Origin of the sequence: Exiguobacterium aestuarii (genome assembly GCF_020171655.1) — a bacterium.
GTDB classification, from domain to species: Bacteria; Bacillota; Bacilli; order Exiguobacteriales; family Exiguobacteriaceae; genus Exiguobacterium; species Exiguobacterium aestuarii_A.
The window spans coordinates 823248-848186 of the sequence record NZ_JAIVAC010000001.1; the positions used below are offsets into that span (position 1 = coordinate 823248).

Annotated in this window: 22 protein-coding genes and 2 riboswitches; of the genes, 7 read left to right on the forward strand and 15 right to left on the reverse strand. The window is 48.0% G+C overall.

The annotated features are described in order from the left end of the window. Nucleotides 1-2: 2 nt before the first annotated feature. Together parE and LCM29_RS04385 are read right to left on the reverse strand one after the other, a co-directional pair. A complete protein-coding gene (gene parE, locus LCM29_RS04380) occupies nucleotides 3-1970 on the reverse strand; it encodes a DNA topoisomerase IV subunit B (RefSeq protein ID WP_224862736.1) in 1968 nt (655 codons plus the stop codon). 126 nt (nucleotides 1971-2096) lie between these two features. Beyond that, on the reverse strand, nucleotides 2097-2501 hold the full coding sequence (locus LCM29_RS04385) for a CoA-binding protein (protein ID WP_074034448.1): 405 nt from the start codon (nucleotides 2499-2501) through the stop codon (nucleotides 2097-2099). A gap of 341 nt (nucleotides 2502-2842) precedes the next feature. Between LCM29_RS04385 and LCM29_RS04390 the strand changes: the two genes are divergently transcribed. Beyond that, nucleotides 2843-3904, forward strand: a complete 1062-nt coding sequence (locus LCM29_RS04390) for a GGDEF domain-containing protein (protein ID WP_224861145.1) — start codon at nucleotides 2843-2845, stop codon at nucleotides 3902-3904. Beyond that, on the forward strand, nucleotides 3901-4914 hold the full coding sequence (locus tag LCM29_RS04395) for a tyrosine-type recombinase/integrase (protein WP_224861147.1): 1014 nt from the start codon (nucleotides 3901-3903) through the stop codon (nucleotides 4912-4914). The genes LCM29_RS04390 and LCM29_RS04395 overlap by 4 nt, the downstream gene beginning before the upstream one ends. Nucleotides 4915-4976: 62 nt before the next feature. Here LCM29_RS04395 and LCM29_RS04400 read toward each other — a convergent pair whose 3' ends face one another. The 3 genes from LCM29_RS04400 to LCM29_RS04410 are packed head-to-tail and all read right to left on the reverse strand — an operon-like array spanning nucleotide 4977 to nucleotide 8552. After that, the gene (locus LCM29_RS04400; RefSeq protein ID WP_214874407.1) at nucleotides 4977-6116 is read right to left on the reverse strand and encodes a hypothetical protein; all 1140 of its coding nucleotides are present in this window, start codon (nucleotides 6114-6116) and stop codon (nucleotides 4977-4979) included. Continuing rightward, nucleotides 6113-7324: a hypothetical protein gene (locus LCM29_RS04405; protein ID WP_224861149.1), complete on the reverse strand. Its 1212-nt coding sequence runs from the start codon at nucleotides 7322-7324 to the stop codon at nucleotides 6113-6115. The genes LCM29_RS04400 and LCM29_RS04405 overlap by 4 nt, the downstream gene beginning before the upstream one ends. A 55-nt stretch (nucleotides 7325-7379) precedes the next feature. Then, nucleotides 7380-8552 (reverse strand): MalY/PatB family protein, encoded by a 1173-nt coding sequence (locus tag LCM29_RS04410; protein ID WP_224861151.1) that lies wholly within the window; start codon nucleotides 8550-8552, stop codon nucleotides 7380-7382. Nucleotides 8553-8667: 115 nt separating this feature from the next. Here LCM29_RS04410 and LCM29_RS04415 point away from each other — a divergent pair, with 115 nt between their 5' ends. Beyond that, nucleotides 8668-9321 (forward strand): M48 family metallopeptidase, encoded by a 654-nt coding sequence (locus tag LCM29_RS04415; RefSeq protein ID WP_224861153.1) that lies wholly within the window; start codon nucleotides 8668-8670, stop codon nucleotides 9319-9321. Nucleotides 9322-9342: 21 nt separating this feature from the next. Here LCM29_RS04415 and LCM29_RS15245 read toward each other — a convergent pair whose 3' ends face one another. The 4 genes from LCM29_RS15245 to LCM29_RS04440 form a co-directional block, all read right to left on the reverse strand. Further along, on the reverse strand, nucleotides 9343-10248 hold the full coding sequence (locus tag LCM29_RS15245; protein ID WP_318247815.1) for a methyl-accepting chemotaxis protein: 906 nt from the start codon (nucleotides 10246-10248) through the stop codon (nucleotides 9343-9345). 157 nt (nucleotides 10249-10405) lie between these two features. Next, entirely contained in the window at nucleotides 10406-11698 is a 1293-nt protein-coding gene (locus tag LCM29_RS04430) for a hypothetical protein (RefSeq protein ID WP_224861154.1), read from the reverse strand. Beyond that, nucleotides 11695-12987: a hypothetical protein gene (locus LCM29_RS04435; protein WP_224861155.1), complete on the reverse strand. Its 1293-nt coding sequence runs from the start codon at nucleotides 12985-12987 to the stop codon at nucleotides 11695-11697. The genes LCM29_RS04430 and LCM29_RS04435 overlap by 4 nt, the downstream gene beginning before the upstream one ends. Before the next feature lie 100 nt (nucleotides 12988-13087). Continuing rightward, a complete protein-coding gene (locus LCM29_RS04440) occupies nucleotides 13088-13471 on the reverse strand; it encodes a DUF302 domain-containing protein (protein ID WP_214692464.1) in 384 nt (127 codons plus the stop codon). Between the two features lie 161 nt (nucleotides 13472-13632). Here LCM29_RS04440 and LCM29_RS04445 point away from each other — a divergent pair, with 161 nt between their 5' ends. Continuing rightward, the gene (locus tag LCM29_RS04445; RefSeq protein ID WP_012726343.1) at nucleotides 13633-14028 is read left to right on the forward strand and encodes a Spx/MgsR family RNA polymerase-binding regulatory protein; all 396 of its coding nucleotides are present in this window, start codon (nucleotides 13633-13635) and stop codon (nucleotides 14026-14028) included. A gap of 30 nt (nucleotides 14029-14058) precedes the next feature. Here LCM29_RS04445 and LCM29_RS04450 read toward each other — a convergent pair whose 3' ends face one another. From LCM29_RS04450 to LCM29_RS04470, 5 genes are all read right to left on the reverse strand, one after another. Beyond that, nucleotides 14059-14721, reverse strand: coding sequence for a methionine ABC transporter permease (locus tag LCM29_RS04450; protein WP_224861156.1), 663 nt, complete (start codon nucleotides 14719-14721; stop codon nucleotides 14059-14061). Continuing rightward, nucleotides 14693-15727 carry a methionine ABC transporter ATP-binding protein gene (locus LCM29_RS04455; RefSeq protein ID WP_224861157.1) on the reverse strand — a complete coding sequence of 345 codons (1035 nt, stop codon included), beginning with the start codon at nucleotides 15725-15727 and terminating at the stop codon, nucleotides 14693-14695. The genes LCM29_RS04450 and LCM29_RS04455 overlap by 29 nt, the downstream gene beginning before the upstream one ends. Before the next feature lie 11 nt (nucleotides 15728-15738). Then, nucleotides 15739-16560: a MetQ/NlpA family ABC transporter substrate-binding protein gene (locus LCM29_RS04460; RefSeq protein WP_214874416.1), complete on the reverse strand. Its 822-nt coding sequence runs from the start codon at nucleotides 16558-16560 to the stop codon at nucleotides 15739-15741. 73 nt (nucleotides 16561-16633) lie between these two features. Then, nucleotides 16634-16737, reverse strand: a riboswitch (SAM riboswitch). A gap of 41 nt (nucleotides 16738-16778) precedes the next feature. Further along, the gene (locus LCM29_RS04465; protein WP_224861158.1) at nucleotides 16779-17795 is read right to left on the reverse strand and encodes an iron-containing alcohol dehydrogenase; all 1017 of its coding nucleotides are present in this window, start codon (nucleotides 17793-17795) and stop codon (nucleotides 16779-16781) included. Further along, entirely contained in the window at nucleotides 17792-18967 is a 1176-nt protein-coding gene (locus LCM29_RS04470) for an aminotransferase class I/II-fold pyridoxal phosphate-dependent enzyme (protein WP_224861159.1), read from the reverse strand. The genes LCM29_RS04465 and LCM29_RS04470 overlap by 4 nt, the downstream gene beginning before the upstream one ends. A 78-nt stretch (nucleotides 18968-19045) precedes the next feature. Next, a riboswitch (SAM riboswitch) is annotated at nucleotides 19046-19145 on the reverse strand. A 158-nt stretch (nucleotides 19146-19303) separates the two neighbouring features. On the opposite strand from LCM29_RS04470, the gene LCM29_RS04475 reads away from it, so the two are divergent. The 3 genes from LCM29_RS04475 (at nucleotide 19304) to LCM29_RS04485 (ending at nucleotide 23557) form a co-directional block, all read left to right on the forward strand. Beyond that, the gene (locus tag LCM29_RS04475; protein ID WP_224861161.1) at nucleotides 19304-20404 is read left to right on the forward strand and encodes an AI-2E family transporter; all 1101 of its coding nucleotides are present in this window, start codon (nucleotides 19304-19306) and stop codon (nucleotides 20402-20404) included. A 269-nt stretch (nucleotides 20405-20673) separates the two neighbouring features. Then, nucleotides 20674-21918, forward strand: a complete 1245-nt coding sequence (locus tag LCM29_RS04480; protein WP_224861163.1) for an MDR family MFS transporter — start codon at nucleotides 20674-20676, stop codon at nucleotides 21916-21918. Between the two features lie 145 nt (nucleotides 21919-22063). Further along, on the forward strand, nucleotides 22064-23557 hold the full coding sequence (locus LCM29_RS04485) for a peptide MFS transporter (protein WP_214874420.1): 1494 nt from the start codon (nucleotides 22064-22066) through the stop codon (nucleotides 23555-23557). A 42-nt stretch (nucleotides 23558-23599) separates the two neighbouring features. Here LCM29_RS04485 and LCM29_RS04490 read toward each other — a convergent pair whose 3' ends face one another. After that, complete coding sequence (locus tag LCM29_RS04490; protein ID WP_214874421.1) at nucleotides 23600-24895, reverse strand: glutamine synthetase family protein; 1296 nt, start codon at nucleotides 24893-24895, stop codon at nucleotides 23600-23602. Nucleotides 24896-24939 lie beyond the last annotated feature (44 nt).

The following is a 24939-nucleotide window of genomic DNA, read 5'->3' on the forward strand; positions in this document are numbered from 1 at the left end:
CGTTACATCACTTCCTCAATCGCTTTAGTCACATGTTCATTGGCGATGATCGAATCATCTTCCTGGAGTCCGAAGGCGACGTTCTCCTCGATCCACTCACGGCGATGCGTGACGTTATCACCCATCAAGACCGAGACACGCTTGTCCGCGACGGCCGCGTCGTCCACCGTGACACGGATGAGCGTACGGGTATCCGGGTTCATCGTCGTCTCCCACAACTGGTCCGCGTTCATCTCACCGAGACCTTTGTAGCGCTGGAGGATATAGCCTTTCTTATACACTTTGACCAACTTCTCGAGTGCTTCTTCGTCCCAAGCGTAGTCGAATTGCTCGGACTTGCCTTTCCCTTTTGAGATGCGATAGAGCGGTGGCAAGGCGACGAACACACGGCCTGCCTCAACGAGCGGTCGCATATAACGGAAGAAGAACGTGAGAAGGAGCACTTGGATATGCGCACCATCTGTATCAGCATCCGTCATGATGATGATCTTGTCAAAGTTGCAGTCATCCAAATCGAAATCATGACCGACTCCGGCACCGATCGCATGGATGATCGTATTGATTTCTTCATTCTTCATGATGTCCTGGAGTTTTGACTTCTCGGAGTTGATGACTTTCCCGCGTAACGGAAGGATGGCTTGGAACGTCCGGTCACGCCCTTGTTTGGCGGAACCACCGGCCGAGTCACCCTCGACGAGGAACAGTTCGTTCTTCGCGGCATTCTTCGATGTCGCCGGCGTCAATTTCCCGTTCAAGATGCTCGAACGTTTCTTCTTCTTACCGTTCCGTGCCTCTTCACGTGCTTTTCGTGCCGCCTCACGCGCCTGAGCCGCGCGAATCGCCTTTTTGATGAGCATCGTGGCCATCTGTGGGTTCTCTTCTAGGAAGATCGTCAGTTGCTTCGCCATGACGCTATCGGCACTCGCACGTGCCTCTGGGGAGCCAAGTTTCGACTTCGTTTGGCCCTCGAACTGGAGGAACTCCTCAGGGATTCGAACCGAGACGATGAGCGTGAGTCCTTCACGGACATCGCCACCGTCTAGATTTTTGTCCTTCTCTTTGAGCAATCCGTTCTTCCGTGCATATTCATTCATGATCCGGGTCATTGCCGTCTTGGCACCGACCTCATGCGTACCGCCATCACGCGTTCGGACGTTGTTGACGAATGAGAGGACGTTCTCGGAATAGGCGTCTGTGAACTGGAATGCGAGCTCGATCTCAATTTCGTTCTCTGTCCCTTCGAAGTAGACGATCGGGTGAAGCGTCGCCTTATCGTCATTTAAATATTGAACGAATTCAGCGATCCCATCCTCGTAATGGAACGTCTCTTGTTTATCGGTACGCTCGTCCGTCAGCGTAATCGTCAATCCTTTTAAAAGGAAAGCCGATTCACGAAGGCGTTCGGCGAGCGTGTCATAGTTATACGTTGTCGTCGAGAAGATCGATGCATCCGGTTTAAAATAGACGCTCGTCCCGGTTTGGCGCGTCTTACCCGTCTCAAGGAGTGTCGTCTGCGGCACGCCACCGTCCGCAAATGTTTGCTCGAACACTTTCCCGTCGCGATGGATGGTCACGACGACCTTGCTCGAGAGTGCGTTGACGACCGAGGCACCTACCCCGTGGAGACCGCCCGACGTCTTGTAACCGCCTTGCCCGAACTTCCCACCGGCATGGAGAACCGTGAAGATGACTTCAGGTGTCGGTTTTCCAGAGGCATGCATCCCTGTCGGCATCCCACGTCCGTGGTCACGGACCGTGATCGCATCGTCTTTATGAATCGTTACATCGATTTGACCACCGAACCCGGCGAGCGCCTCATCGATCGCATTGTCGACGATCTCATAGACGAGATGGTGAAGCCCGCGATGGTCGGTTGACCCGATGTACATCCCCGGTCGTTTTCGTACGGCCGTGAGTCCTTCGAGCACCTGGATGGCGTCTTCGTTGTAATTAAATAGATCTGTTGACATAGCAGTCACCTCAATTTCGAACACACGTTCGTTTTTCTTTCCTATTGTATAGCTGTTCATCGATTCTGGCAAGCCTCCCTTGTCAGCCGTTGCTGAAAAAAAGGAGACCTACCAAGGAGGTAGGTCTTATCCGAGTAGACGAGCATGCTCCACGTACAGGCAGCGGTTCTCGATGTAATCGAGCCCGGCATCGCGTGCGATTTGCTCCGCCTCTGGACTTGAGAGACCGAGCTGGTTGAAGACGAGCCCGACATCCCCATGTCGTACCGCATCTTCCGCGACACCTGCTAAAAACTCACTGCGACGGAACACGTCGACGATATCGATTCTACCCGGGATGCTCTCGACGGACGGATATGCCTTGCGGCCGTTCCACTCCTCGAGCATCGGGTTGACAGGGATGACGGTATACCCGACACGTAGTAAGTACTCCGCAATCTGGTTGGCCGTCTTGTTCGGGTTGTCGGACACGCCGACGACCGCGATGGTCTTCGCTTCAGACAAAAGTTGCTTCAAACGCTGATCATCCATCCAAAATCCCCCTTTGGTTTACGTTTACAGTGTAACGTTACCTGACTTGCCGTTTCAAGTCCAATTTTCATCATAAGGTATAATGGTTCAACATTACAATTTCAAGACAAATCAATATGGTTTACATAACAAATTATTGTCTACCATTTATTTCGCGTTAAAAATTATTGGTCGATTAACTACTCGATTCAGAAACAATCATGTAACTCATAAACATTGCGTGAAATATCTATTTCACGCAACAATAAGGACGTGTTATAAGGTCTTTTCATGGATGATTTTGATGACTTTTATATAAATACTAGCGTTCTTTCGCTATACTGAATGAGAGGAGGTGTGAGATGGGAACAATATATGATGCCCGTCGCGGAACGCTATATAATGAACGCATCATGTTTTATGGCAACCTCATCGCCTGGTTCGTTCATCTCTTGTTCTGTCTGTTATTCTGGCGATTTGATATTACCTCTTTGTTCATCTCTAATGGAGTGAGCGTCCTATATTACACGATTTCATTTTATTTTGTACATAAGCGATGGTACGGCATTTTCTTTACCGGGCTGTTCATCGAAGTCGTGTATAACGCAATCATCTCGACCATCATTCTCGGTTGGGATGTCAACATGCATTATTTCATCCTCATGATGGCCTATGGCGTCTTTTTCATGCCGAGCGTGACAAAAGGACAACGAATCTTGACGACCGCCCTCGCAATGGTGATTTATAGTATCCTCTTCGTCAATGTGTCAGACGGAATGGTGACTTTGCCGCAACCTATTGAACAGGCGCTTGGGCTCTTTTGTATCCTTTCGACGGTCATGATGATCGCCGGTCTCTCTTTCATCTTTGAATCAGCCGTCGTCGAGGTGACGGATGAACTCGAGCAATCGAACGAACAATTGCAGGTTCTCGCTTCGACAGATGGATTGACCGGGCTGCTGAATCGGAAAATCGGGCACGAACGCGTCTCGGAATCCATCGAGCAGGCTAGTCGTGACGGCATCTCTTATGCCATTGCGCTATGTGACATCGACGGATTCAAGTCGTTCAATGAGACGTATGGCCACGATTGTGGAGACCGTGTCATCCAACAAGTCGCATCCATCCTGTCCTCGGTTGACGGACTTGCCATACGCTGGGGTGGTGAAGAGTTTTTGCTCTTCTATACGAACTCGTCTGGAGACGTTTACGCCATAACGGAACAGTTGCGACATCAAATCGAATCCACACGTTTGGAATACGAAGGTGAACAACTCCATATCACGATGACGTTCGGACTTGCCGTGCGTACACAGTTCGATACGTTAGAGGAGATCGTGAAAGAGGCAGATGATTATTTGCGTAAAGGAAAACAAAATGGAAAGAATCAAGTTAGATTCGTAAGAAAAGGAGAGGTTCAATGAGTATCTTCCGTCAACTCGGACAACGGCCGACGACAACGAACTTGAAACGGTTTGAGCTGAACGGATTGCACCGATTACCTGTGTTCATCCAACAGTTCTTCCACCACTTAGCGGCTAAGCACTACTCCAAACAGACCGCTCAACGCTATGTCTATGATGTATTGGATTTCTTCCGTTGGGTCGAACACGTGAGCGGGACTGAGTTAGAACCCGAGACAATTGATTTGGCGGCATTTACGGAAATCGATCACGCGGGTGCAGAAGCATATGCGACTTACCTCGCCCTCGAGCTCGAGAACGCCCCGAGTGTCATCAATCGAAAACTCTCCACGTTACAATCACTCTTCAATTATTTGATTGAGACGAACCAGGCCACAACCAATCCATTTCAGGCCGTGGAGCGCCCGAAGCGAGGCAAACGGAACCCGATCTATTTGACAGAGTCGGAGTGGCTCGACTTCTCAACGCTCGTCCGAAGCAATGTCGGGATGACGAACCGTGAGGCGAGCTGGTATGAGGCAAATCGCGAACGTGACTTTTTGATCATCCAACTTCTCGGACTGACGGGTATGCGCGTGTCCGAACTCGTCGGACTCAATTGGACCGATATTAACTTCGAGACCGAGACCATCCGTGTCATCGGTAAAGGGAACAAGGAACGCCTCATCCCGATAGCAGGTCCTCTTCAGCCCCTGCTCATCGAATACCGTCAATTGTCACGTGAAGGTGCGTTATTTCAGAATGAAAAAGGGAGACGAATTGCCGTTCGTACGGTTCAACACGTGTTAAAAGGCCATATCGATCGATTGAAACCATATCTCCCTTTCTTGTCATATAAACAAGTGACACCCCATAAGCTCCGCCACACGTTTGCTACACGACTGGCGATGAGCGGAATCGATGTATTGACGATTCAACAGCTACTCGGTCATGAATCGGTGGCCACGACACAAGTGTATGCCCATATCGGTGACGAGCGGAAAAAACACGCGATATCAGGTTTGCAATAATATGTTATGTAAACTATATATCCAAATATAAACACCACCTAATAAATGGGTGGTGTTTATATTTATGTGCTCGACATGGATAGGATTAATACGGCATCATCGATGACCATATAATAGGCATTTTCATATGCAAAGCGTTCCTCTGTCTCTAAATCGAAAATGACGACACCGCTCGTAAGACCCTCTGTAAACTCATGCACGAGATAACGACGACCAATCACGCGCTCGAACGGTTCCACGTCGATATAACGTGCCCCAGTCGCAATATCAATGACTTCCGTATGCATGTCGCTCTCATCTACCTTGATAAAGATTGTCGAACTGACATCGTCATATGTGAAGTCGAGTGGTTCGTAGGCGCCCCAGTCGACAACCGATACTTCATGTAACACATCAGGTGCCGTCAAGTCATAGATGACTTCTTCGTTCAAAGAGTCGACGAACGCTGAAAATCGAAGGATGTCCTCGTTTTCGCCAAGGTATTGTACCGTGTCGCCTTCTCCTTGCAATCGGAGAACATCATCGAATGGCAATTCATCCCGCTGATCCCAGATTGCCTCAATCGCTTCCTCGAGCGGACAGATGAGTAGTGCCTCAGAATGGTCAATCGGGTCGTCCGGAGAGACTCGTCCATTATCGAGTGCATCATAGTAGTCAAATTCATCGAGTCTGGCGTTACAGACGATATACGCGATACCCGCGAATGTCGTCGTGAACAAATACAGTTCACGGAATCGTTCCGTTTTCCCGACTAGACGCTCGTCCCGAATGCGCTCCCGCTGACCGGTCACCCGATCATACAACCATGCCTCATCAGACGATTCAAATGCCGTCAAAAAAAGGAAGTAACGATGATCGAGTACCCAGAATAGCGTACTATTCCCTCTCTTCTCAAATGTCGTTACAATTTCTTCTTTCCCTGCTTTATAAGAGAACGCGATCAACTCTGTCTTGATGATTCCTTCACCGTCTGGTATCTCGTTTAAGAAGTACACGAGATCCCCATCCACGAAGAGTTTCGAATAGCCGTAGTCTTCATAGGGACGACGGTTCAACTGTGTAATCATCCCGTCCTCTTCATCGAAACGATAGAGGGAGAAAGTCGTCTCGTCTTTCTTTTCACGATAGTAAACCGATGATGATGTGACGGCAATCAAATCCTCATGGTCGATCGGCATGGCACGTGCGTCCACAATTCTCATAAAGCACCTCTTTCATGTCCAGATTCAGCAGGTTCGACAGTGACAAGGCCCGGTGGTCGTTTCGGGAACGTGATACGGAGATGGGCATATTCAATCACATTCTGGTGTGGATGATTCTTATCGATCCAACGAACACGCTGTTGATTCGCCAGAGCATGACCGATTTTCTCTTCCATCTGAAATTTTGAGATATCCCGATATGCGACTTCTTGGATATACGTCTCTTCATCGGTCTCAAACTGTTGCCAAATCCCCATGATTAGTTGGCCAAGTGCTGAAACTCGTCGTTCCGGTAACGTGATGGTCCCTAACGTCTGACTCACTTCCCTCAGACATTCGTTAGGGTCATCCGATACCGCAAACAATCGCTTCGCCGTATTGTTCATAACGCGATAGCGACGCTTCCCGCTCTCGAGTCTGAGTACTTGCGCATATGGCTCGACCGGCACGCCGTGAAAGAACGTCTCTGTACCACCCCATGCGAATCCGAAGGAAGGATCGAACTTTCGGATCGTCTGCATGAACGACATCATAAAGTCCTCAACTTCTCTCCGCTCAAGTCGGAGCCATTCGGCAAGAGCGAGTGTGCCTTTGTGTTTTGAGATACGGTCGACCGGGAAGAAGAGTTCGCCGTCTGCCAGACGATGAGGCTTTAACTCGACCCCATCCGCCCGATAATCGGTCGATGGTCTACCGCCCCTACCTGCGTAAATGACCCATTCCTCATCCGTACTCTCGATAGCATACGCCTGGTGGGCCCACGGTGGGGTCACATATAAGGCCGGATATTCCTCGAATGTGTCGAGATGGATATAGGAACGGTCATTCCATAGGTGAGCGACGAGACGGACGACCTCGCCTGTCTCAGAATCTTTAGGCGCGATATAGTTTCCGGTATCACCGATGAACGTCAGCACATGGAATCCATATCCGTTGTATAAATGACGTACGATTCGTTCGAATACGGCTGTCACCATCCGCTCGAATAAGGGATGGTCCTCGTTTCGGTCAAGAGTCGGCGAATCGACCGTACACATGAGCCAGCCCATCCGCTCATACAATCGGACACGGAGCGGATAAGAGATCAACGGAGAAGAACTCGCATGAATCTCAGTCAAGCGAATATTGGACATGTTTTCGACTTGCAAGGTGAATCCACTGCGCCTTAGCTGTTCCTCCATTTTTTTCTTCCAGTTGATCGTCTCCATCCCATCCACTCACTTTCTCTCATCATCTCATTGTGAATTTTTCCCGATTCTCGTTTTACACAAACGCTTTTCGCTTCATTTGCGTGCTGAGACGTTGGATTGCCTCGTCTAGCAATTCGCGACGCGTCCCGATATTCATCCGTTCAAACGCTTCACCTTGAGGACCGAACGGAGTACCCGGTGACAAGAAGATTCGTACGTCTTGATGTAGCCAAGACTTTCTCTCCTCCGCAGACATCGGGAGCTCCGAAAAGTCGATCCACAATAAATAGCTCGCCTCAGGACGCGCCGTACGGAGCATCGGTAGATGGGCTTCAATCGAGTCGATGACCTCGCTCATTTGTTGCTCGAGTTCTTCACGTAACTGATCGAGCCATTGCTCCGCACGTTTGTCTGTATAGGCGGCGATGATAGCTGTATTCGCAAACGGTGTCGGGAGGACGTGATGTTTGTTCTGTACTTTCGTGATCTGCTTCCGCCATTCATCGACCGGACAGATGATGTAGGATGCAAATAAACCTGCGATGTTAAACGCTTTTGAGGGCGCACTTACTGTGATGACACGGGGGTCGAGTGAGCCGATTGCGGTATGTTTATGAGAAGGGAACGTCAAATCCGCATGGATCTCATCTGCGACGACGATGACATCATATTGATTTGCAAGCTCGACGACCTTTTCCAGTTCTGCTCTCGTCCAGACACGTCCGACCGGATTATGCGGAGAACAGAGCAAGAAGAGCTTCGCTTGTTTCATCGCGTCCTCTAATGCGACAAAGTCCATCTCATAGCGTCCATCGTTCTCTTTCAACGGCGCATCGAACACCTGTCGTTTCGAACCGACGACGAGTTCATGGAACGGTGGGTAGACGGGTGACTGAATGACAACACCATCCCCGACTTCCGTCAGTGCCTCGACGATATGTGTCAATGCGGGGACGACCCCACTTGAGAATAAGACATGCTTCGGATCAATCTCCATATCGTGACGTCGCCCGTACCAAGACCGAACCGCTTCCTGCGCTTCAGGCGCGAACAAGGTATAGCCGAATTCTCCTTGAGCGGCCTTGTTGGCGAGTGCCTCCGAAATAGACGGTGCTGTACGGATATCGATGTCGGCCACCCAGAGCGGCAAGACCTCTTCTGACAGATGGAACCAACGCTCCAACCCATCCCACTTCACTGAGTTCGTACCAGTACGTTCAAGTTGTTGTTGTAAAATTGATTTCATGTTCATCCCTCCTCCTCTTACTGTATCAAAGTTGATTCGACTGCGTGCCAAAAAAGCATGGCAGTTTCTTGCCGACTTCGTTATACTCAATCGAGATATAGTGAGGAGGTAATGTATGAACGTCAACATCGTCAGACATAAACGAAGAAAAAAAGCCGCATTTTATGTCACACCAAATGGCATCGAGCTACGTATCCCAGCACGTTTGTCAAAACGAGTCGTCGATCGCATTTTAGAAGAGCACGACTCATGGATTCGTCATACATGGCACAACCTTCCGAAACAGACGTCTGTTCTTGATGAGGGGCTCGTCTTTCATGGAAAAAGCTATCCGACCAAAAAAGATGAGGGCACGACACTCAGACATGACGGTTCCTCATTTTTCGTACCGGGGACATGGGACGAAAACACCCTGTCTAAACATTATGAGGCATGGCTACGCGAACGCGCGCTTGAATATGTGACCGAGCGGGCGCCGACTTACGAAAGAATCTTAGGCGTAAAAGCGGAAAAGATTCGAATCGGTCACCAAAAGACACGTTGGGGGTCATGTAGTTCAAACGGGACCATCTCCATCAACGTCCGCCTCATGCTCGCACCAAAAGAAATGATGGATTACGTCATCGCTCACGAATGGGTGCATCTCGTCCACTTCGACCACTCTGCCTCATTTTGGAACACGTTACGTACCGTATATCCAGAAACAGATCAAGCGAAAGCTTGGTTGAAGGAGAACGGCCATACATTACAACTCAAAAAAACCGACTGACCCATCAAAGGGTCAATCGGTTCATAAGTTAGAAGTGAACGTGTCAGCCGTATCATGTAATTCGGCTGCGGCCTGCTCGAACGCATGGAATCGATCCATCGTTTGTTCCATCGTCTTTGCACTCAACTGAATTTCTTGATTGGATGCGGTGACACCTTCTACAATTTTTCGTAGTTCAAAGTTCATCCCTTCCGTATTTGAATTGACGTCGACGACCGCACGTTCCACCATACGGGAGAGATTCCGCACTTCCGTCGCCACGACATTAAATCCAAGTCCATGTTCACCGGCGCGAGCGGCTTCGATGGCGGCATTCAGGGACAATAGATTTGTTTGTGCGGCAATCTCTTTGATGGACAGTGCGATTTTCGCGATATCATCGGCTTGACGACGCAAGTTCTGAAGGGCATGGAGGTTGTCCGCTGCATCTTTAGCAAGCCGTTCAATCGTCTCATTCAATACTTTCGTATCTTGCATACCTGTCTTCGCCCGTTCATCGAGCACATCGGTCATCGATTTGAAGCGATACGCATAATCCTCAATCACCTGTTGCCGCTCCGTGATATCCGATGCGATTTTGACGACACCGATGACATCATCCCCTTCAAAGATTGGCATGTACGTCGCCTCGAGCCAGATCGTCTCTCCTTTTGCATTCTCTCGCTCCACTTTATCCGAGAAACTGAATCCGCTCCAAAGTTTCTCCCAAAATGCCGAATACTCTGGACTATTGACAAAGGATGAAGGACAGAACAAGTGATGCTGCATGCCAATCATCTCCTCGCGTCTGTATTTCATCGCTTTTGCAAATGTATCATTCACATCGACGACCCGGCGTTGACGATCAAACCGTATCATCGCCATGTTCGTCTCGATGGACCGGAATACGTCTTCTGAATGGATCACTTTTTGGTTCAATGTACTCATTAAAGATAGCAACCTTTCTTCTTCGTAGGATATTCGTACTAAATCGTGAATCTCAGTGTAACGTATTGAGAAGCAATCCATTGCATCCTTTTTGTATAGAAGGTCAATATCTTAAGTTTGAAGTATTTACCAAATGAAAAGACGCCAATCGGCGCCTTTACTCTTTCAAATCAGGAAAATAGCTGAAGAACGTTTCTGCACCTTCACTTGTCAGTTTGAACGTCTGCTTTCGTTTTGCATCGGTTAAGTACACATCCACCTTTTTCGAACGTCTCTGAAAGCTTAATTGAAACTCCTGACCGACCCATCCGTCGATGAACGTAAGCATCGTGTACTCTTCTATCTCCCCTTTTCGCTTGACCGGCTCTGCCTCATCGATTGCGTCCATCAAATCAGACATGTCGATTCCTGCAGCCCGCAGCACGTTCGGGTAACCAATCGTTGCTTTTTCGTCTAAAGGAGTCTTATGGACGAACACGAACGGACCACTTGGTACGGCGGGATTCGATTCTATGTCTGCTTCGATCGATTCATCCGTCGCAAATTCGCGACCGGTGTACGTGAGACGGACATCTTCCGTCACACGTTTCCCGTTCTCCATGTAAGAGAATGTGTAAATCGGTGTCTCGACACCTGGTTCGAGCGATTCTGCTTGCAGTACCCGCTCGACTTTGAGCCCTTCAAATTGCTTTGGTTGCTGCTCTGGTTGCGAATAATCATCTTTTGTTATAAGGACAATCGGGTCATAAGAAAGTAACCCACCTTCCGACTTAGCGAAAATGTAAGCCTCTTTGGATTGTTCGTCGTAGCCGAGTGCGATTGTCATGCTTCCCATTTGCGCGTGATAAGGTTCAATGATTGAGAGCGGAAAGATCCCTTCGTCCTCTCCGATGGTTAAATGGATACTTCCATTCAAGGAAGGGGTCACTTGAATCATCGTTTCGTCAATGAGATTGACGGGATCCTCGAAAACATCGGAATAATCGCTTTCCTTCAGACTCTCTTCTTGTTCCGGAGTTCCATTTGCAATTGTCGGGTTACTTGGGATGGTGACACCTTCAGAAGCCTGTACAAACGAAGGGAACTTCTCAACAAGTCCGACTCTCATCTTTGGAGAAAAGCCGTCCTGACAAATGACATAATTCTGTTCGCCTTTTACATACGTCACTAGCTTATAGGTATGTGCATCGTAGTCCGAAATCATGGCTTTTCGGTTCAAAACATACGAATGATAGACCGTGACGTCTTCATTAATTTGGGGAACCGGGTCATCGGTGCATGCAAGGAGTAAATCGCTCGCCCACGTCTCCGGCCCGGTAGTAAAGCTGTTCATGTCTCGTACATCCCATTGTGATGGCATATGGTCCAGTTTGACGACCTTTACCTCTTCACCACCACAACCCGATAAAATTCCAACTGTACATAACGTGAATAATAGTCGTTTCATCATGATTTTTCGTACTCCGGGAAAATATCCAAGAACACTTCCGCCCCTTTACTAGATAATTTAAATGTCTGCTCGCGAAGCGGGTCTGTCAGATAGATGTCGATTTTTTTTGACCGCTGTTTATAGCTGATTTCAAATTCTTGCCCTTTCCATCCTTCCATCAACGTCAAGTATCGATAGTCTGCAGGTTCACCCTTACGGCCGACCGGTTCTGCCTCCTTCAATACTTCCATGACTTGTTCAGATTCTTCCGTCGAGATTTCGATGAAATCAGGATAAGTGAGTGAATTCCCATCAAACGGTTTACGGTGCGCAATGACTCTTGAACCGTCTTCTTGGTCCAGCACCCACTCTACAAGCATCGAATCGGGTTCTTCGCCTTCTTTCAGTAACGTACCTTCAATAAAGCGAACCGTCATCGTTTCAGTCACTGGTTCACCATCTTTTATGTAGTGGAATGAATATAAGGGAACCGCTTCTCCTTTTTTTATCTCTCCAGGTTCGATGATGGTGTCGACGCTTAACTCTTCAAAGGACTGTTGTTCTATTGACGCAGGATCCTCTAGTTCTTCAAACTGTAATTGCTGATAAACAAAGCGTTCATTGAATGAAAAAAGAATATACGGTTGAGATGTTTTTCGATCGAGTCCGATGGCAATCTGTCGATGCGGCATATCGATTCCGGTCGGTTGAAAACTAGTGAGCGAATGTCTCGTCGCTTTACCATCGAGTTCTAGTTCAAGCTCTCCGAATAGAGCCGGTTCAATTTCAAGTAATGTATCTCGGAACGGGATGATGTCGATTTCATCGATGTTCAGTTCGTCTGTTTTCATTAGCTTATCTTTTGAGGATAAAGATGTTTGATGAAGGCTAGGTAATCGGGGGACGCTGATTCCTTCAGATGTATTTACAAAGTCCGGGAACTTATCGATCGTCTCCGCCATCCATTGATTCGTATAATCTTCGCGACAGACAACATATCGTTCGTCACCTTCTAAATAGGTAACTACTTTCATCGAGTACGGATCCATGGATGACACGACCCCGTTTCGTCCTGCGAACACTGTCTGATATACAGTGACATCTCCATTTAGCTCCGCCGTTCGTTCACCCTCACATGCCTCGAGCACTTCTCTCGTTTCGTGTACTTGAACAAATTCTCCTTCTTTCGTGTAACTCTCGAGATTCCATTGATTTTCTATGTGATCTAATTGAATGACTTCTATGTCAGATGCTCCACATGCGCTTAACAACGAAGCGCCAAGTATTATTGTAATCCCTCTTTTAAACAAAATATCTCCTCCAGTCAACATTCTATCCAATTTTACCATTATCTAACTGTCCTATACGAAAAAAAATCCGCTCATGTTTCATGAACGGATGGTACATCGATTATTTACTTTGGTCGATCGCACGTTGCAGTCTAGATTCGACGTCCGCTGCGACGGCTTGTAGCGATTTGTCGTCAATGAGACGAATCAACGTTGTCGGTTTCGGCATGCCGATCTGTGTGTGATTGTCCTTTTCGAACACTGCGATTTTACACGGGAGGAAGTAGCCTCCCTCTAACTGTTGTGACAGCACTTCTTTTGCTGCCTTCGGGTTGCACACTTCTAAGATGCGATACTTCCCTTCAATGGCCTGCCCTTTTTTCTCTAACGTGTCGCTCAAATCAAAGTCCCATAATACACCGAATGACTCATCTTTCAGCGCTTCTCCAAGACGGGCGATGACGTCCTCAACAGTACGGTCAGACTGTACAGTATAATCAAACATCTTCATTCCTCCTTATGTGATTCCTCTTGAAATCTGTACCCGAACGAAGTCGCTTTCAATCAAAAAGAAACTGTATGTGATTTGAAACATAATCACGAAACGTAACGTATAAAAAGAGATAATAGTTAGAACCAAACTGATGTAAAGGAGAAGTGGTTGTCGTGACGGTCACGGTATTCACGCATACGAGCTGCAGTTCTTCCAGAAAAACGATTGATTGGTTGCGGGAACAAAAGATTCCCTTCATCGAAAAGAAATTGACAGACCAAGGCTTATCCTTTGGTGAATTTAAAGAAATGCTAAGTCTGACTGAGAATGGGACGACCGACTTGCTGTCGGTACAGAAGAGCGTCTATAAACAAGCGGCTGAGAAACTCGACGAGATGTCGATCCGCGAACTGTACAGTTTTGTCGCATCAAACCCACAAATCCTGAAGAGTCCGATTGTCTTCGACCATCATCGCATCCAGGTCGGTTTCAGTGAGAAAGAGATTCGGACGTTCATTCCTCGGCATGACCGCATCGCTGAACTAAAACGGTTGCTCCACAACGCATAAATCGTGTCGCCAAGGCGACACGATTCTTTTTTAGGCTCGTTTTAATTTGGCTGCCAATCGGTTTCCGAATGACTGAATCGATTGAACAAGTAGGATGAGGACGAAAATCGTCACATACATCACTTCCGGTTCAAAACGAAGGTGTCCGTATTGATATGCGATATCTCCAAGCCCACCGGCTCCAACGAGACCTGCCATGGCAGTTGCACCAATCAACCCGATCGTTGCAATCGTCAATCCGAGAACGATGGAAGAACGTGCCTCACGGATGAGTACGTACCAGATGATCTTTCTCGTCGAGATGCCCATCGCCTCATACGCCTCGATGACCCCGCGGTCGACTTCAAGTAGAGCAGACTCCATGAGTCGTGCGATGTATGGGGCGGTGAAGACAATGAGTGGTAGAAGTACACCTTGGACCCCGATTGTCGTACCCATGATGAACCGTGTGAATGGCAAGATGAAAAACAAGAGAATGATGAACGGAATCGAACGGATGACGTTGATGACGCTCGACAATCCGCCGCACACGAATCGGTTTGCGAGACGCCCGTTCGGTCTAGTCAGTACGAGTAACGTCCCGAGCGGTAGTCCGATCAGTGTCGAGATGAGGAGCGCGATGCTCGTCATCGTCAACGTTTGAATGGTTCCCGTCCAAATGAGGTCACCCCAGTCTGTCCAGAACTGTTGCATGATTCGACACCTCCCTTACGTGTACACCACTCGTCTTCAAATAACGAACGGCGAGTTCTGTTTGTTCATGGTCTCCGTCAAGGTGAACGAGCAGGTTTCCGACGAGACCCGCTTTCAATTTCTTGATACCGCCTCCGATGATGTTCGGTAAGATCCCGAATCGTTTCGTCAACTGCGCGAGCACCGCTTGCTCCGTTTGACTACCGATGAATGATAAATGAACGAGCGTGCCTCGCGTCTGTAATTCCGACACCACTTCTTCCGGAACATCGAGATTCGTCTTCAAGAACCGCTGCGTCGTTTCGTGTCTCGGGTTTGAGAAGACATCCAACACGTTGCCTTGTTCAATAATGTTGCCGTGATCGATGACGGCGACTCGGTCACAGATTCGTTCAATCACTTCCATCTCATGCGTGATCAAGAAGATGGTCAATCCGAGCTCTCGGTTGATTTCGAGTAACAACTCTAAGATCGACTCGGTCGTTTCAGGGTCGAGGGCACTCGTCGACTCGTCGCTGAGGAGGATGTCCGGTTCATGTGCGAGCGCTCGTGCAATGGCGACGCGCTGTTTTTGACCGCCTGACAATTGTTCCGGATAATGATTCCGATGTTCAGATAAACCGACGATGTCGAGATAGCGGTCGACCCGTTCACGGATGACTAGCTTCCCGAGCCCTTCGAGGCGGAGCGGGATGGCGACATTCTCTTCGACGGTCGCGGTCTTTAATAGGTTGTAATGTTGAAAGATCATGCCGATTCGCTGACGTAGCGAAGAGAGTTCTTTTTTCTTTAATTGTGTGATGTCTTGTCCCTCAATCTCAACGACACCTGCTGTCGGGCGCTCTAATAGATTGATCATCCGGATGAGAGTACTCTTCCCAGCACCGCTTCGCCCGATGATGCCGAAGATCTCTCCTTTTTCGATTGTGAGGGAGACGTCGTCAAGCGCGGTGATCGTATCTCCATTGACGTGAAATTGCTTGGTGATTTGTTTCAGTTCAATCATCAAATCCCTCCTCAGAACGCTGGTACGACAGATCCATTGAATTCTTCTTCGATGAAGGCACGTACTTCATCCGAATGGTAGTAAGACTTCAATGTCTCAACGACCTCATCTTCTTTGTTGACCGAGCGGACGACCACATAGTTCGGATATGGGTTGTCGACCGTGTCCTCATGGAACAGGGCATCCTCGTTGATGGAGAGACCTGCTCCCATCGCAAAGTTCGTATTGATGGCTGCAAGGGCTACTTCCGGTAGCTGTGTGGGAAGCTGCGACGCTTCAAGCTCGATGAATTCTAAATTGAGCGGGTTTTCTGCGATATCTCGTTTTGTTGCTTTATCCGTCAGACCTTCTTTTAATGTGATCAGACCTGCTGTTTCATATAGTCGCAAGGCACGAAGTTCGTTTGCCGGATCGTTCGGGACGGCAACTTTATCCCCTTCTTTTAAATCTTTGATATCTGTCAACTTCTCAGAATAAAGACCCATCGGGAAAGCGACGGTCTTGAACACATCGTCAATTTTATAACCTTTGTCTGACTTTTGTAGTTCGAGGAACGATAACGTCTGGTAACTGTTCACATCAAGGCTTCCCTCGTCAAGGGCCGTGTTCGGTGTATTGTAATCGTTGAATACTTTGATATCGATCTCAAGACCGTCCTCTTTCGCGAGTTCTTGTACTTTCTCTGCAATCTGCTCGTGTGGGCCACCGGTCACGCCGATCGTCAGCTCTTCCGTGCTGAGCGTCTCGCTCGCCTCGGATTGTCCACACGCGGAAAGTGCGATTGCTGCAAGGAATGACGTACCTGCCAAAAGTGTTTTTTGTTTGATGTTCATGAATAGTTCCTCCTCCAAATGAAAAGCCCGCTACTCACGAAGAGCGGCGGGCACGACAAGTGAAAGTCGGACACGCTCATCTCCCAGACGTCTCGTCTGTTGGAATTAGCACCATGATCATACTGATCTGGTTGCCGGGTTTCATCGGGCCAGTCCCTCCACCACTCTTGATAAGCAATCGGTTCTATTATTTTGTTATTATATTACTGATAAAAGCATTATTTGTAAACCACTTCTTGTAGATTGATGAGAATTTCTTTTAACTGCTCTGAATCTTCGAGATTCCGAATCCCTTGAATCGTGATTTCTTCGACGATCGAAGTGACCAACTCTTCGACTTGATCAGGACGAATCCCAAGTTGGGTAAGTGAAGTCGGCGCATCGATGGATGCAAGCCAGCTCTCTAAAAGGATGGCTTCATCGGACCTAATCAATCGTTCTTGAACAATCAATCCGAACCCGACCTTGTCCCCATGTAACCAATGATGAGTCGAATCAAAGCGACTGAGCGCATTATGAACGGCGTGCGCGACAGCAACACGTGTGCCGGCATCCCCGAACCCACCAACCGCACCACCGATTGCGAGGACATGGTCGACGATATATCGGACGTCCGTTCCATAACGACGAAAGTCCTGTTCATGAATCGACAAGTCCATCAATTTCCCGCACTGCGCAGCAAGTGATAACCCTGACTGAATCCCTGCATCCTTTGATGTCGTCCCACTAATATATCGGGCCTCGAACCACTTTGCGACCGTATCGATCACGCCGGCTTTGAAATAGTCGTAAGGTGAATCACGTAACAGTCGTTCATCTGCGATGACGCGCTCGATGACGACCGAAAACGTATCATAACGGATATAGGATCCTTCCTCAGTATAGATGACGCTAAGAGGTGTGAAGGCGGCACAGTTTGACACGAGTGTCGGGACGACAATGAGCGGCACCGACTGAATGGCCGCAATTCGTTTCGCCGTATCGATCAACTTACCACCTCCGATAGCAACCCATACGTCCGGGCGATGGGCATCCAATCGATTCACTTCTTCGTCTGAACATTCCCCGTTGAACTGTACACTCGGAAGATTTGCTAGACGAGGGAACACGCGAACCGCTTCACCGTATCCGTTCAATCCTTTCAAAACTAGTGCCTTCCGGTTTCCAATCAACGTATGAAGGTTCTCGAGCGCATCATGCGAATGGTCATATTCGAGCACGGCCTGACGAATCACAAATGTACCTCCTCATAGGCTGCAAACAGTCTCTCAATCCGTTCTACCGCTTCATCGATCTTCTGTTCAGACGATACGAGACCGAAACGGATGTGTCGCTCTCCCTCTGTTCCAAAGAAATAGCCTGGCGTGACGGCGACTCCCGCCTCGTGGAGTAACTTTGTCGAGAACGATTTTGCATCCCCCTCAGGTACTTTCGCCCATACAAAGAACGAACCCTTCGGTGCCTCAATCTCCCACCCCGCTCGGCGTAACCCATTAATCAATCGGTTTCGTCTTGTTTGGTAAAGTGAGGCAAGTTCGTCACGTAAGTAACGTGGAGATTCTAATGCCACGATGGCCGCTTCTTGAATCGCCGAGAAGACAGATACGTGGACGTGATCTTGATATGTGTTGATGGCTTCGATGATATCCGCATTCCCAACAGCAAAGGCGACCCGCCATCCCGACATATTGAACGCCTTCGACATTGTGTATACTTCAATTCCAATTTCCTTCGCACCATCTGCCTGAAGGAAGCTCGGTGGAACATAACCGTCGAACCCGATACTTCCATATGCGAAATCGTGGACGACCATCACATCATGCTTCTTCGCAAACGCGACGGTTTCTTCAAAGAATGCCGGCGTCGCGACAGCCCCAGTCGGATTGCTCGGGTAGTTCAAATACATGAGCTTTGCGTGTGCCGGGTCGAGTGATGAATAGTCCGGAAGAAAGCCGTGTTCCTCTTTTAACGTCAAATCGATGATTTCCGCACCAGCCAGACGCGCCCCCGAGATGTAATCCGGGTAACCCGGGTTCGGGAGCAAAATCCCGTCACCCGGTTCGAGAAGGCATTGTGGAAGGGTGATCAAACCTGATTTACTACCGATCAAAATCGCGACTTCTCGTTCCGGATCGAGTTCGACACCATATTCACGAGAGTAAAATGATGCGACCGCTTCTTTCAAGCGGGTCTGTCCACGAAATGGACCGTATTGGTGTGTGACCGGGTCCGTGATGGCACGTTCGAGCGCCTCACAGATTGGAGCGGGTGTCGGTAAATCGGGTGTCCCTTGCCCGAGCCGGATGACGCTCTTTCCGCTTGCCTCTACCGCTGCGACCTCTTCTGCCAATCCGACGAAGTGTTGCGTCGGTAAAGATTTTAATAACTGTGAACGTCTATCTGCCATGATTCTTCCTCCTGATACGAAAAAACACCCCTTTCTGAGGAAAGGGGTGCTCAATACAAACGTATGTAGTCAACCACCTTCCCATCTCTCAAGGTCACCTTGCTGGAATTAGCACAGTATTTTGCAATCTGTTGCTGAAGCTTCATCGGGCCAGTCCCTCCGCTTCTCTTGATAGAAAGTGTTATTCGCTATGTAATTTTTGTATGTCCCTAAGTTAACCAGACATTTCCAACGGTGTCAAACATTTTTTTCAAGGTGAACATCTATTGAATCCTTTTCAAAAAACATTCATAGTAAAAGAGTAGAAAAATTATATTTGTATGAGGGGATAGAGCATTGGAGCTTAATCGTCAACTTATTTGGAAACTCAGTGTGATCGGTCTGATTTTACTCGTCTTATGGCGGGTCATCAGTGAACCGGATACCATCTCACGTGTTTTGCAGTACACGTTTCAGTTACTGACCCCAATCATCATGGGGATTGCCATCGCTTTATTACTTAACACCGTACTCTCTTATATTGAAGAACGGTTCCATTTGAAGCGATATCAAGGTCTGCTCATTGTCTACATCACGTTTATCGGGATTTTAGCGATCTCGGTTGTCACGTTATTCCCGCGGATCTACTCGAGTCTATCATCACTCATCGAGGAGTTACCTGTCTACATCCGTCAAATCGATGCGTTCTTAGGTGATGTAAATAATTACTTGAAAGACTATAACGCGACAATCGCCCAGGCGATTGATTTTGCGCGCTTCGAAGATCGTTATTCCGGATGGGTCGAGACGGCCGTCCTCTCTTCTGTCGGTTATGTTTCTAGTTTTACAATGACATTGATCAACTTCTTGATCGGGATTGTCATTTCCATCTATCTGTTAAAAGACAAAGAAGTCTTCGCTCGTATGTTCAAGCGTCTTCTCTACGCGCTCTTACCAGTAGGCACTGCGAAGACGACAATCGATATCTTTCAGGAGATGGATTACATTTTTAAACGATACATCATCGGTAAATCACTCGATTGTCTGATCATCGGTGTTCTCGCTTTCATCGGACTCTTAATCATCGGGGCGCCATATGCGCTACTTCTTGGTGTCATCGTCGGGGTGCTCAATTTTATCCCTTACGTCGGTCCGCTGCTCGGGATGATCCCAGCGTTTATCATCACCTACTTCTATGATCCGTTCACCGCCGTATTGGTGCTCTTGTTCATCTTCTTGTTGCAACAATTTGACGGGTTGTGGCTCGGGCCGAAGATTTTGGGTGACAGCGTCGGAATTACGCCGTTTTGGGTCATCACATCGATTATTATCGGAGGAAGCCTCTTCGGTCTCGTCGGCATGTTTGTGAGTGTTCCGATCACGGCGATGATTCAAGTGGTCTTGTCTAGACTGATTGATTATCGTTTGAATCGAAAAAATTTAAATGAATTACTCTAAATCCTTCCAATAATTTGTTGACACATTGATGAAATGTGTCATACAGTTGAAGGGAAGAACAACAATTAACAGAAAGGAGAGGTTCCCATGTCAGTAGTATCTTCGAAACCATTCATTCAAGTTCATACTGATTGGCAGGCACCTCTTCGATTGATTCATATCTAAGACGCATGCCTAACTAGGCATGCATAAACAACGTGGGACGTCGTATGCCTCCATGCATATGACGTCCCTTTTGTGTCTAAAATTAAATAAAGCAGGTGACCTGTATGTTTCAATCACTCAAGCAACTCGACCGCAACATTTGGATACGTTTCTTAGGAGAAACAATCACGGGAATCATGATGTTCATGATTGCCCCATTCTTAGTCCTTTATTATAGTGACCAGTTAGACAGCTATCTTCAAGTCGGAATCATCATGGCGACGGGACCAATCATGGCGCTCCTCGGCTCGATGATTGGGGGACGGCTTGCTGATCTATACGGACGAAAACCAATCATGATGATTGCCATCGTTGGTGACGCACTCGCCCTCATCGGTTTTGCGTTCGCTGATTCGTTTTGGCCGTTGCTCTTACTCAATGCCATGCTCGGCTTGACCAATTCATTGTTCCACCCCGCTGCTAGTGCAATGGTCGCTGATGTCACGGAACCCGAGCATATGAACGAGGCGTTCGGTCTCTTACGAATGGGACATAACATTGGAGCCGCATTTGGACCTCTTCTCGGGAGTGCGGTACTGTTCATCGATCGGGAGCTCATTTTCTTTGCGGCTGCTTTCATCTTTGGTTTGTATGCCCTCGTACTTGGGATATTTATTCACGAATCATTGCCGGATTTCACAGAAGATGAGACTCCGAGCAACCGGGAAGTGTTGCGCGTATTCTATAACGACCGCGTGTTTCTTATCTTTATCTTTGCGGGTATATTCATATCAATGGGGTTCTCGGTCGTCGAAAGTATGTTGCCGCTCTTTTTGAAAGAGTCGCTCCCAACGTATACGGATCAACAAAACCCATTCCCTTACCTGTTGGCACTTAACGGGATCCTCGTCGTTCTTTTCCAGTTCCCGATTGCATCAAAGCTCGGAAATAAGCCTTTTGGGAAAGTCATGTTTGCTGGAGCTACCGTATTCGGGATTGGAATGATCTTGATCGCGATCGTTCCGAGAGCATTGTACGCTCTCGACGTTCCTTATCTCCCACTCGTCGGGATTTTACTCGCCGTCTACGCGTTTTACACGTTTGGCGAGATGATCATGTCTCCTGTCCAACAGACATTCATCGCCTTGATTGCGCCAGAGAACATGCGCGGTGCCTACAATGGTGCTGCGAGTGTCCAGTGGCTGATTGGCGGTGTGACGGCACCGATTATCGCGAGTGTCTTCTTCGATCATCGTGCCGGACATATCGCACTGATTTTGATCGGCGGCGCGAGTTGTCTGTCAGGTATTATTTACTGGCAACTCGGACGTCACGTTCAAGCGACAGAAGCTAAGCAAAAAACGGCGTAATCACTCATTGACCACACTCTCTGTTTTATAGAAAGTGTGGTCTTTTCATTCTTTTCATTCTTATTAAAATTTGAAATTATCATTCAATTCACTTTACAATCATAATAATCCTTTTTATGATAAAACGGTTAAGGAGGGATCTTTCATGGAAAGGATCGATAAACAGACAATCGTGGACAGTGTTCCACAAAAAGGCTTCTTCGGACAACCGAAAGGGTTGTTCACCCTATTCTTCACGGAGTTTTGGGAACGTTTCTCGTACTACGGCATGCGTGCCATCCTCGTATTCTATATGTACTATGAGGTTTCTGAAGGTGGACTTGGGCTCGACCGTAATGTCGCGCTGTCCATCATGTCCGTCTATGGTGCGCTCGTTTATATGTCAGGGGTCATTGGGGGATGGCTTGCAGACAGAGTATTCGGGACGTCACGCGCGGTCTTCTACGGTGGTGTGTTCATCATGCTCGGACACATCGTCCTCTCGATTCCAGGTAGCGTCGTCTTCTTATTCATCTCAATGGCGTTGATTGTTATTGGTACAGGTTTATTGAAACCGAACGTATCAAGCATCGTAGGAGATATGTATAGCGAAACGGATCGCCGTCGCGACGCTGGATTCAGTATCTTTTACATGGGGATCAACTTAGGCGCATTCATTTCGCCTCTTATCGTTGGACAAGTTCAAAAAGACTACGGTTTCCATTGGGGCTTCGCCCTTGCAGCAATCGGGATGTTCGTTGGACTTGTTGTCTTCGTGTTGACACGTAAGACGAACCTCGGGCTTGCTGGTTCGTATGTACCGAACCCGTTGTCTCCAGACGAGAAAAAGAAAACGATTCGAATCGTCAGTCTCGTCACAATCGGGATTGCCATTTTGCTCGCAATCTTAATCCCACTCGGTTGGTTCACAATCAACACGTTCATCTCACTCGTCGGAGTGTTCGGGATTGCGATTCCAACGATTTACTTCATCATCATGTATCGTAGTCCGAAAACGACAGAGGTCGAGCGTTCGCGCATCATCGCCTATATCCCGCTCTTCATCGCTTCGGTCATGTTCTGGGCGATTCAAGAGCAAGGGGCAACAATCCTTGCGAGTTATGCCGATACACGGACTGACCTTGAATTCTTCGGATTCACATTGTCACCGGCATGGTTCCAGTCGTTGAACCCGCTCTTCATCATTCTGCTCGCACCGGTATTCGCTTGGCTGTGGGTTCGCCTTGGTGACCGAGAGCCGAGTATCCCGACGAAATTCGCTTTCGGGATCTTGTTTGCAGGGATCAGTTTCTTGGTCATCCTACTCCCTGCTTACTTCAGCGGTCCGGATGCTCTCGTTAACCCGCTCTGGCTCGTCTTGAGTTACTTCATCGTCGTCTTGGGAGAATTGAGCTTGTCGCCGGTCGGTTTGTCGGCTACGACTAAACTTGCACCCGCTGCGTTCTCTGCTCAAACGATGTCACTCTGGTTCTTGTCGAACGCTGCCGCGCAAGGGATCAACGCCCAGCTCGTCAAGTTCTACTCACCAGAGAATGAGATGCTCTATTTCGGAGTCATCGGCGGTGTCGCCATCATCTTAAGTTTGATTCTGTTCGCACTCGCACCAAAAATCAAAGTATATATGCGCGGAATCCACTAATCATCAAAAACGCCAGCCGATCGAATCGGCTGGCGTCATTTTTTATTTGCGTACTTGAATGAGTGACAAGTAGCGGTCAATCATATTGTGGTTAAAGTAATCATGGAAGTTGTCTTGTTTCAGGGATTGAATCGATTCATGGAATGTCGCAGGAAGTGATGCGATTCCCTGGCTTTCGATTTGTTTCGCTGAATACTCGAACAAGTCGTCTTCATTCGGATTAGACGGTTCAAGCTTCTGCTCGATTCCTTCTAAACCAGCGTAGATGAGGGCAGCAAGTGCCAAGTATGGGTTTGCACTCGGGTCAGGATTTCGGACCTCTACTCGAGTCGCACTTCCACGAGAAGCCGGGATTCGAATCATCGAACTACGGTTCGACGGACTCCAGCAAATATTGACCGGTGCCTCGAATCCAGGAACGAGACGCTCATATGACTCAGGAAGCGGATTTGTAAAGATGGCCGTCGCACGGGCATGCTTTAGGATCCCTTCGATGAAATGACGAGCTGTTTGAGAAAGGCCGTAATCGGCGTCAGCCTCATCAAACGCATTGCTTGTCGCCTTACCTGCTTCGTCATTCTTCCATACCGAGATGTTCAAATGCATCCCAGAACCGTTCACGTCACGCAACGGCTTCGGTAAGAACGAGACAGATGCCCCTTTTTCTTTTGCCGCGATCTTGACGATTTCTTTGAAGAACTGAATGTTATCTGCCGTATGGAGCGCATCGTCATATTTGATCCCGATTTCATGTTGTGCCGGAGCGACCTCATGGTGGACCGCCTCGATGTTAAATCCGACATTGCTCAAGCGGTTCGCGATATGCTGACGTACTTCATAGCCTTTGTCTTCTGAACGAGTCGAGAAGTAACCGGCCTCATCATAAAACTCTCCATTTTCATCAAAGATAAAGAACTCAGGCTCTGCGCCGACGAATACCGAGTAGCCATCGCGCGCTGCTCGCTCGAGTGCATCCTTCAATACATTACGTGGGTCGTATTCATATCGCTCACCCTCTGGTGTACAAACATCACAGAAGAACGCCAAGATACTCTCATCACCATCTTGCTCATAACGTGGACGATCTAAATCCGGTCTCAAGAATAAGTCGGAGTTTTTGATGGAAGAGAATCCGTTGATTGAAGAGCCATCAAACATTGTTTTTCCTTCAAAAACCTCTGGCAACAATTTTGCCGAAAGGGTCAAGAGTTTCAAATCACCGAGTACATCTGAAAAGTAGAGATGGATTTGGGTAATATTTTTCTCTTGTACCGTTTTCTCAATTTCTTGTTGCTTTTTTGCTACGTCATCCTTGTCTGTTCCGAATAGATTTGCCATGATTCTTAAAAACCTCACTTCAATGGATTTGACAGGCAAGCTGT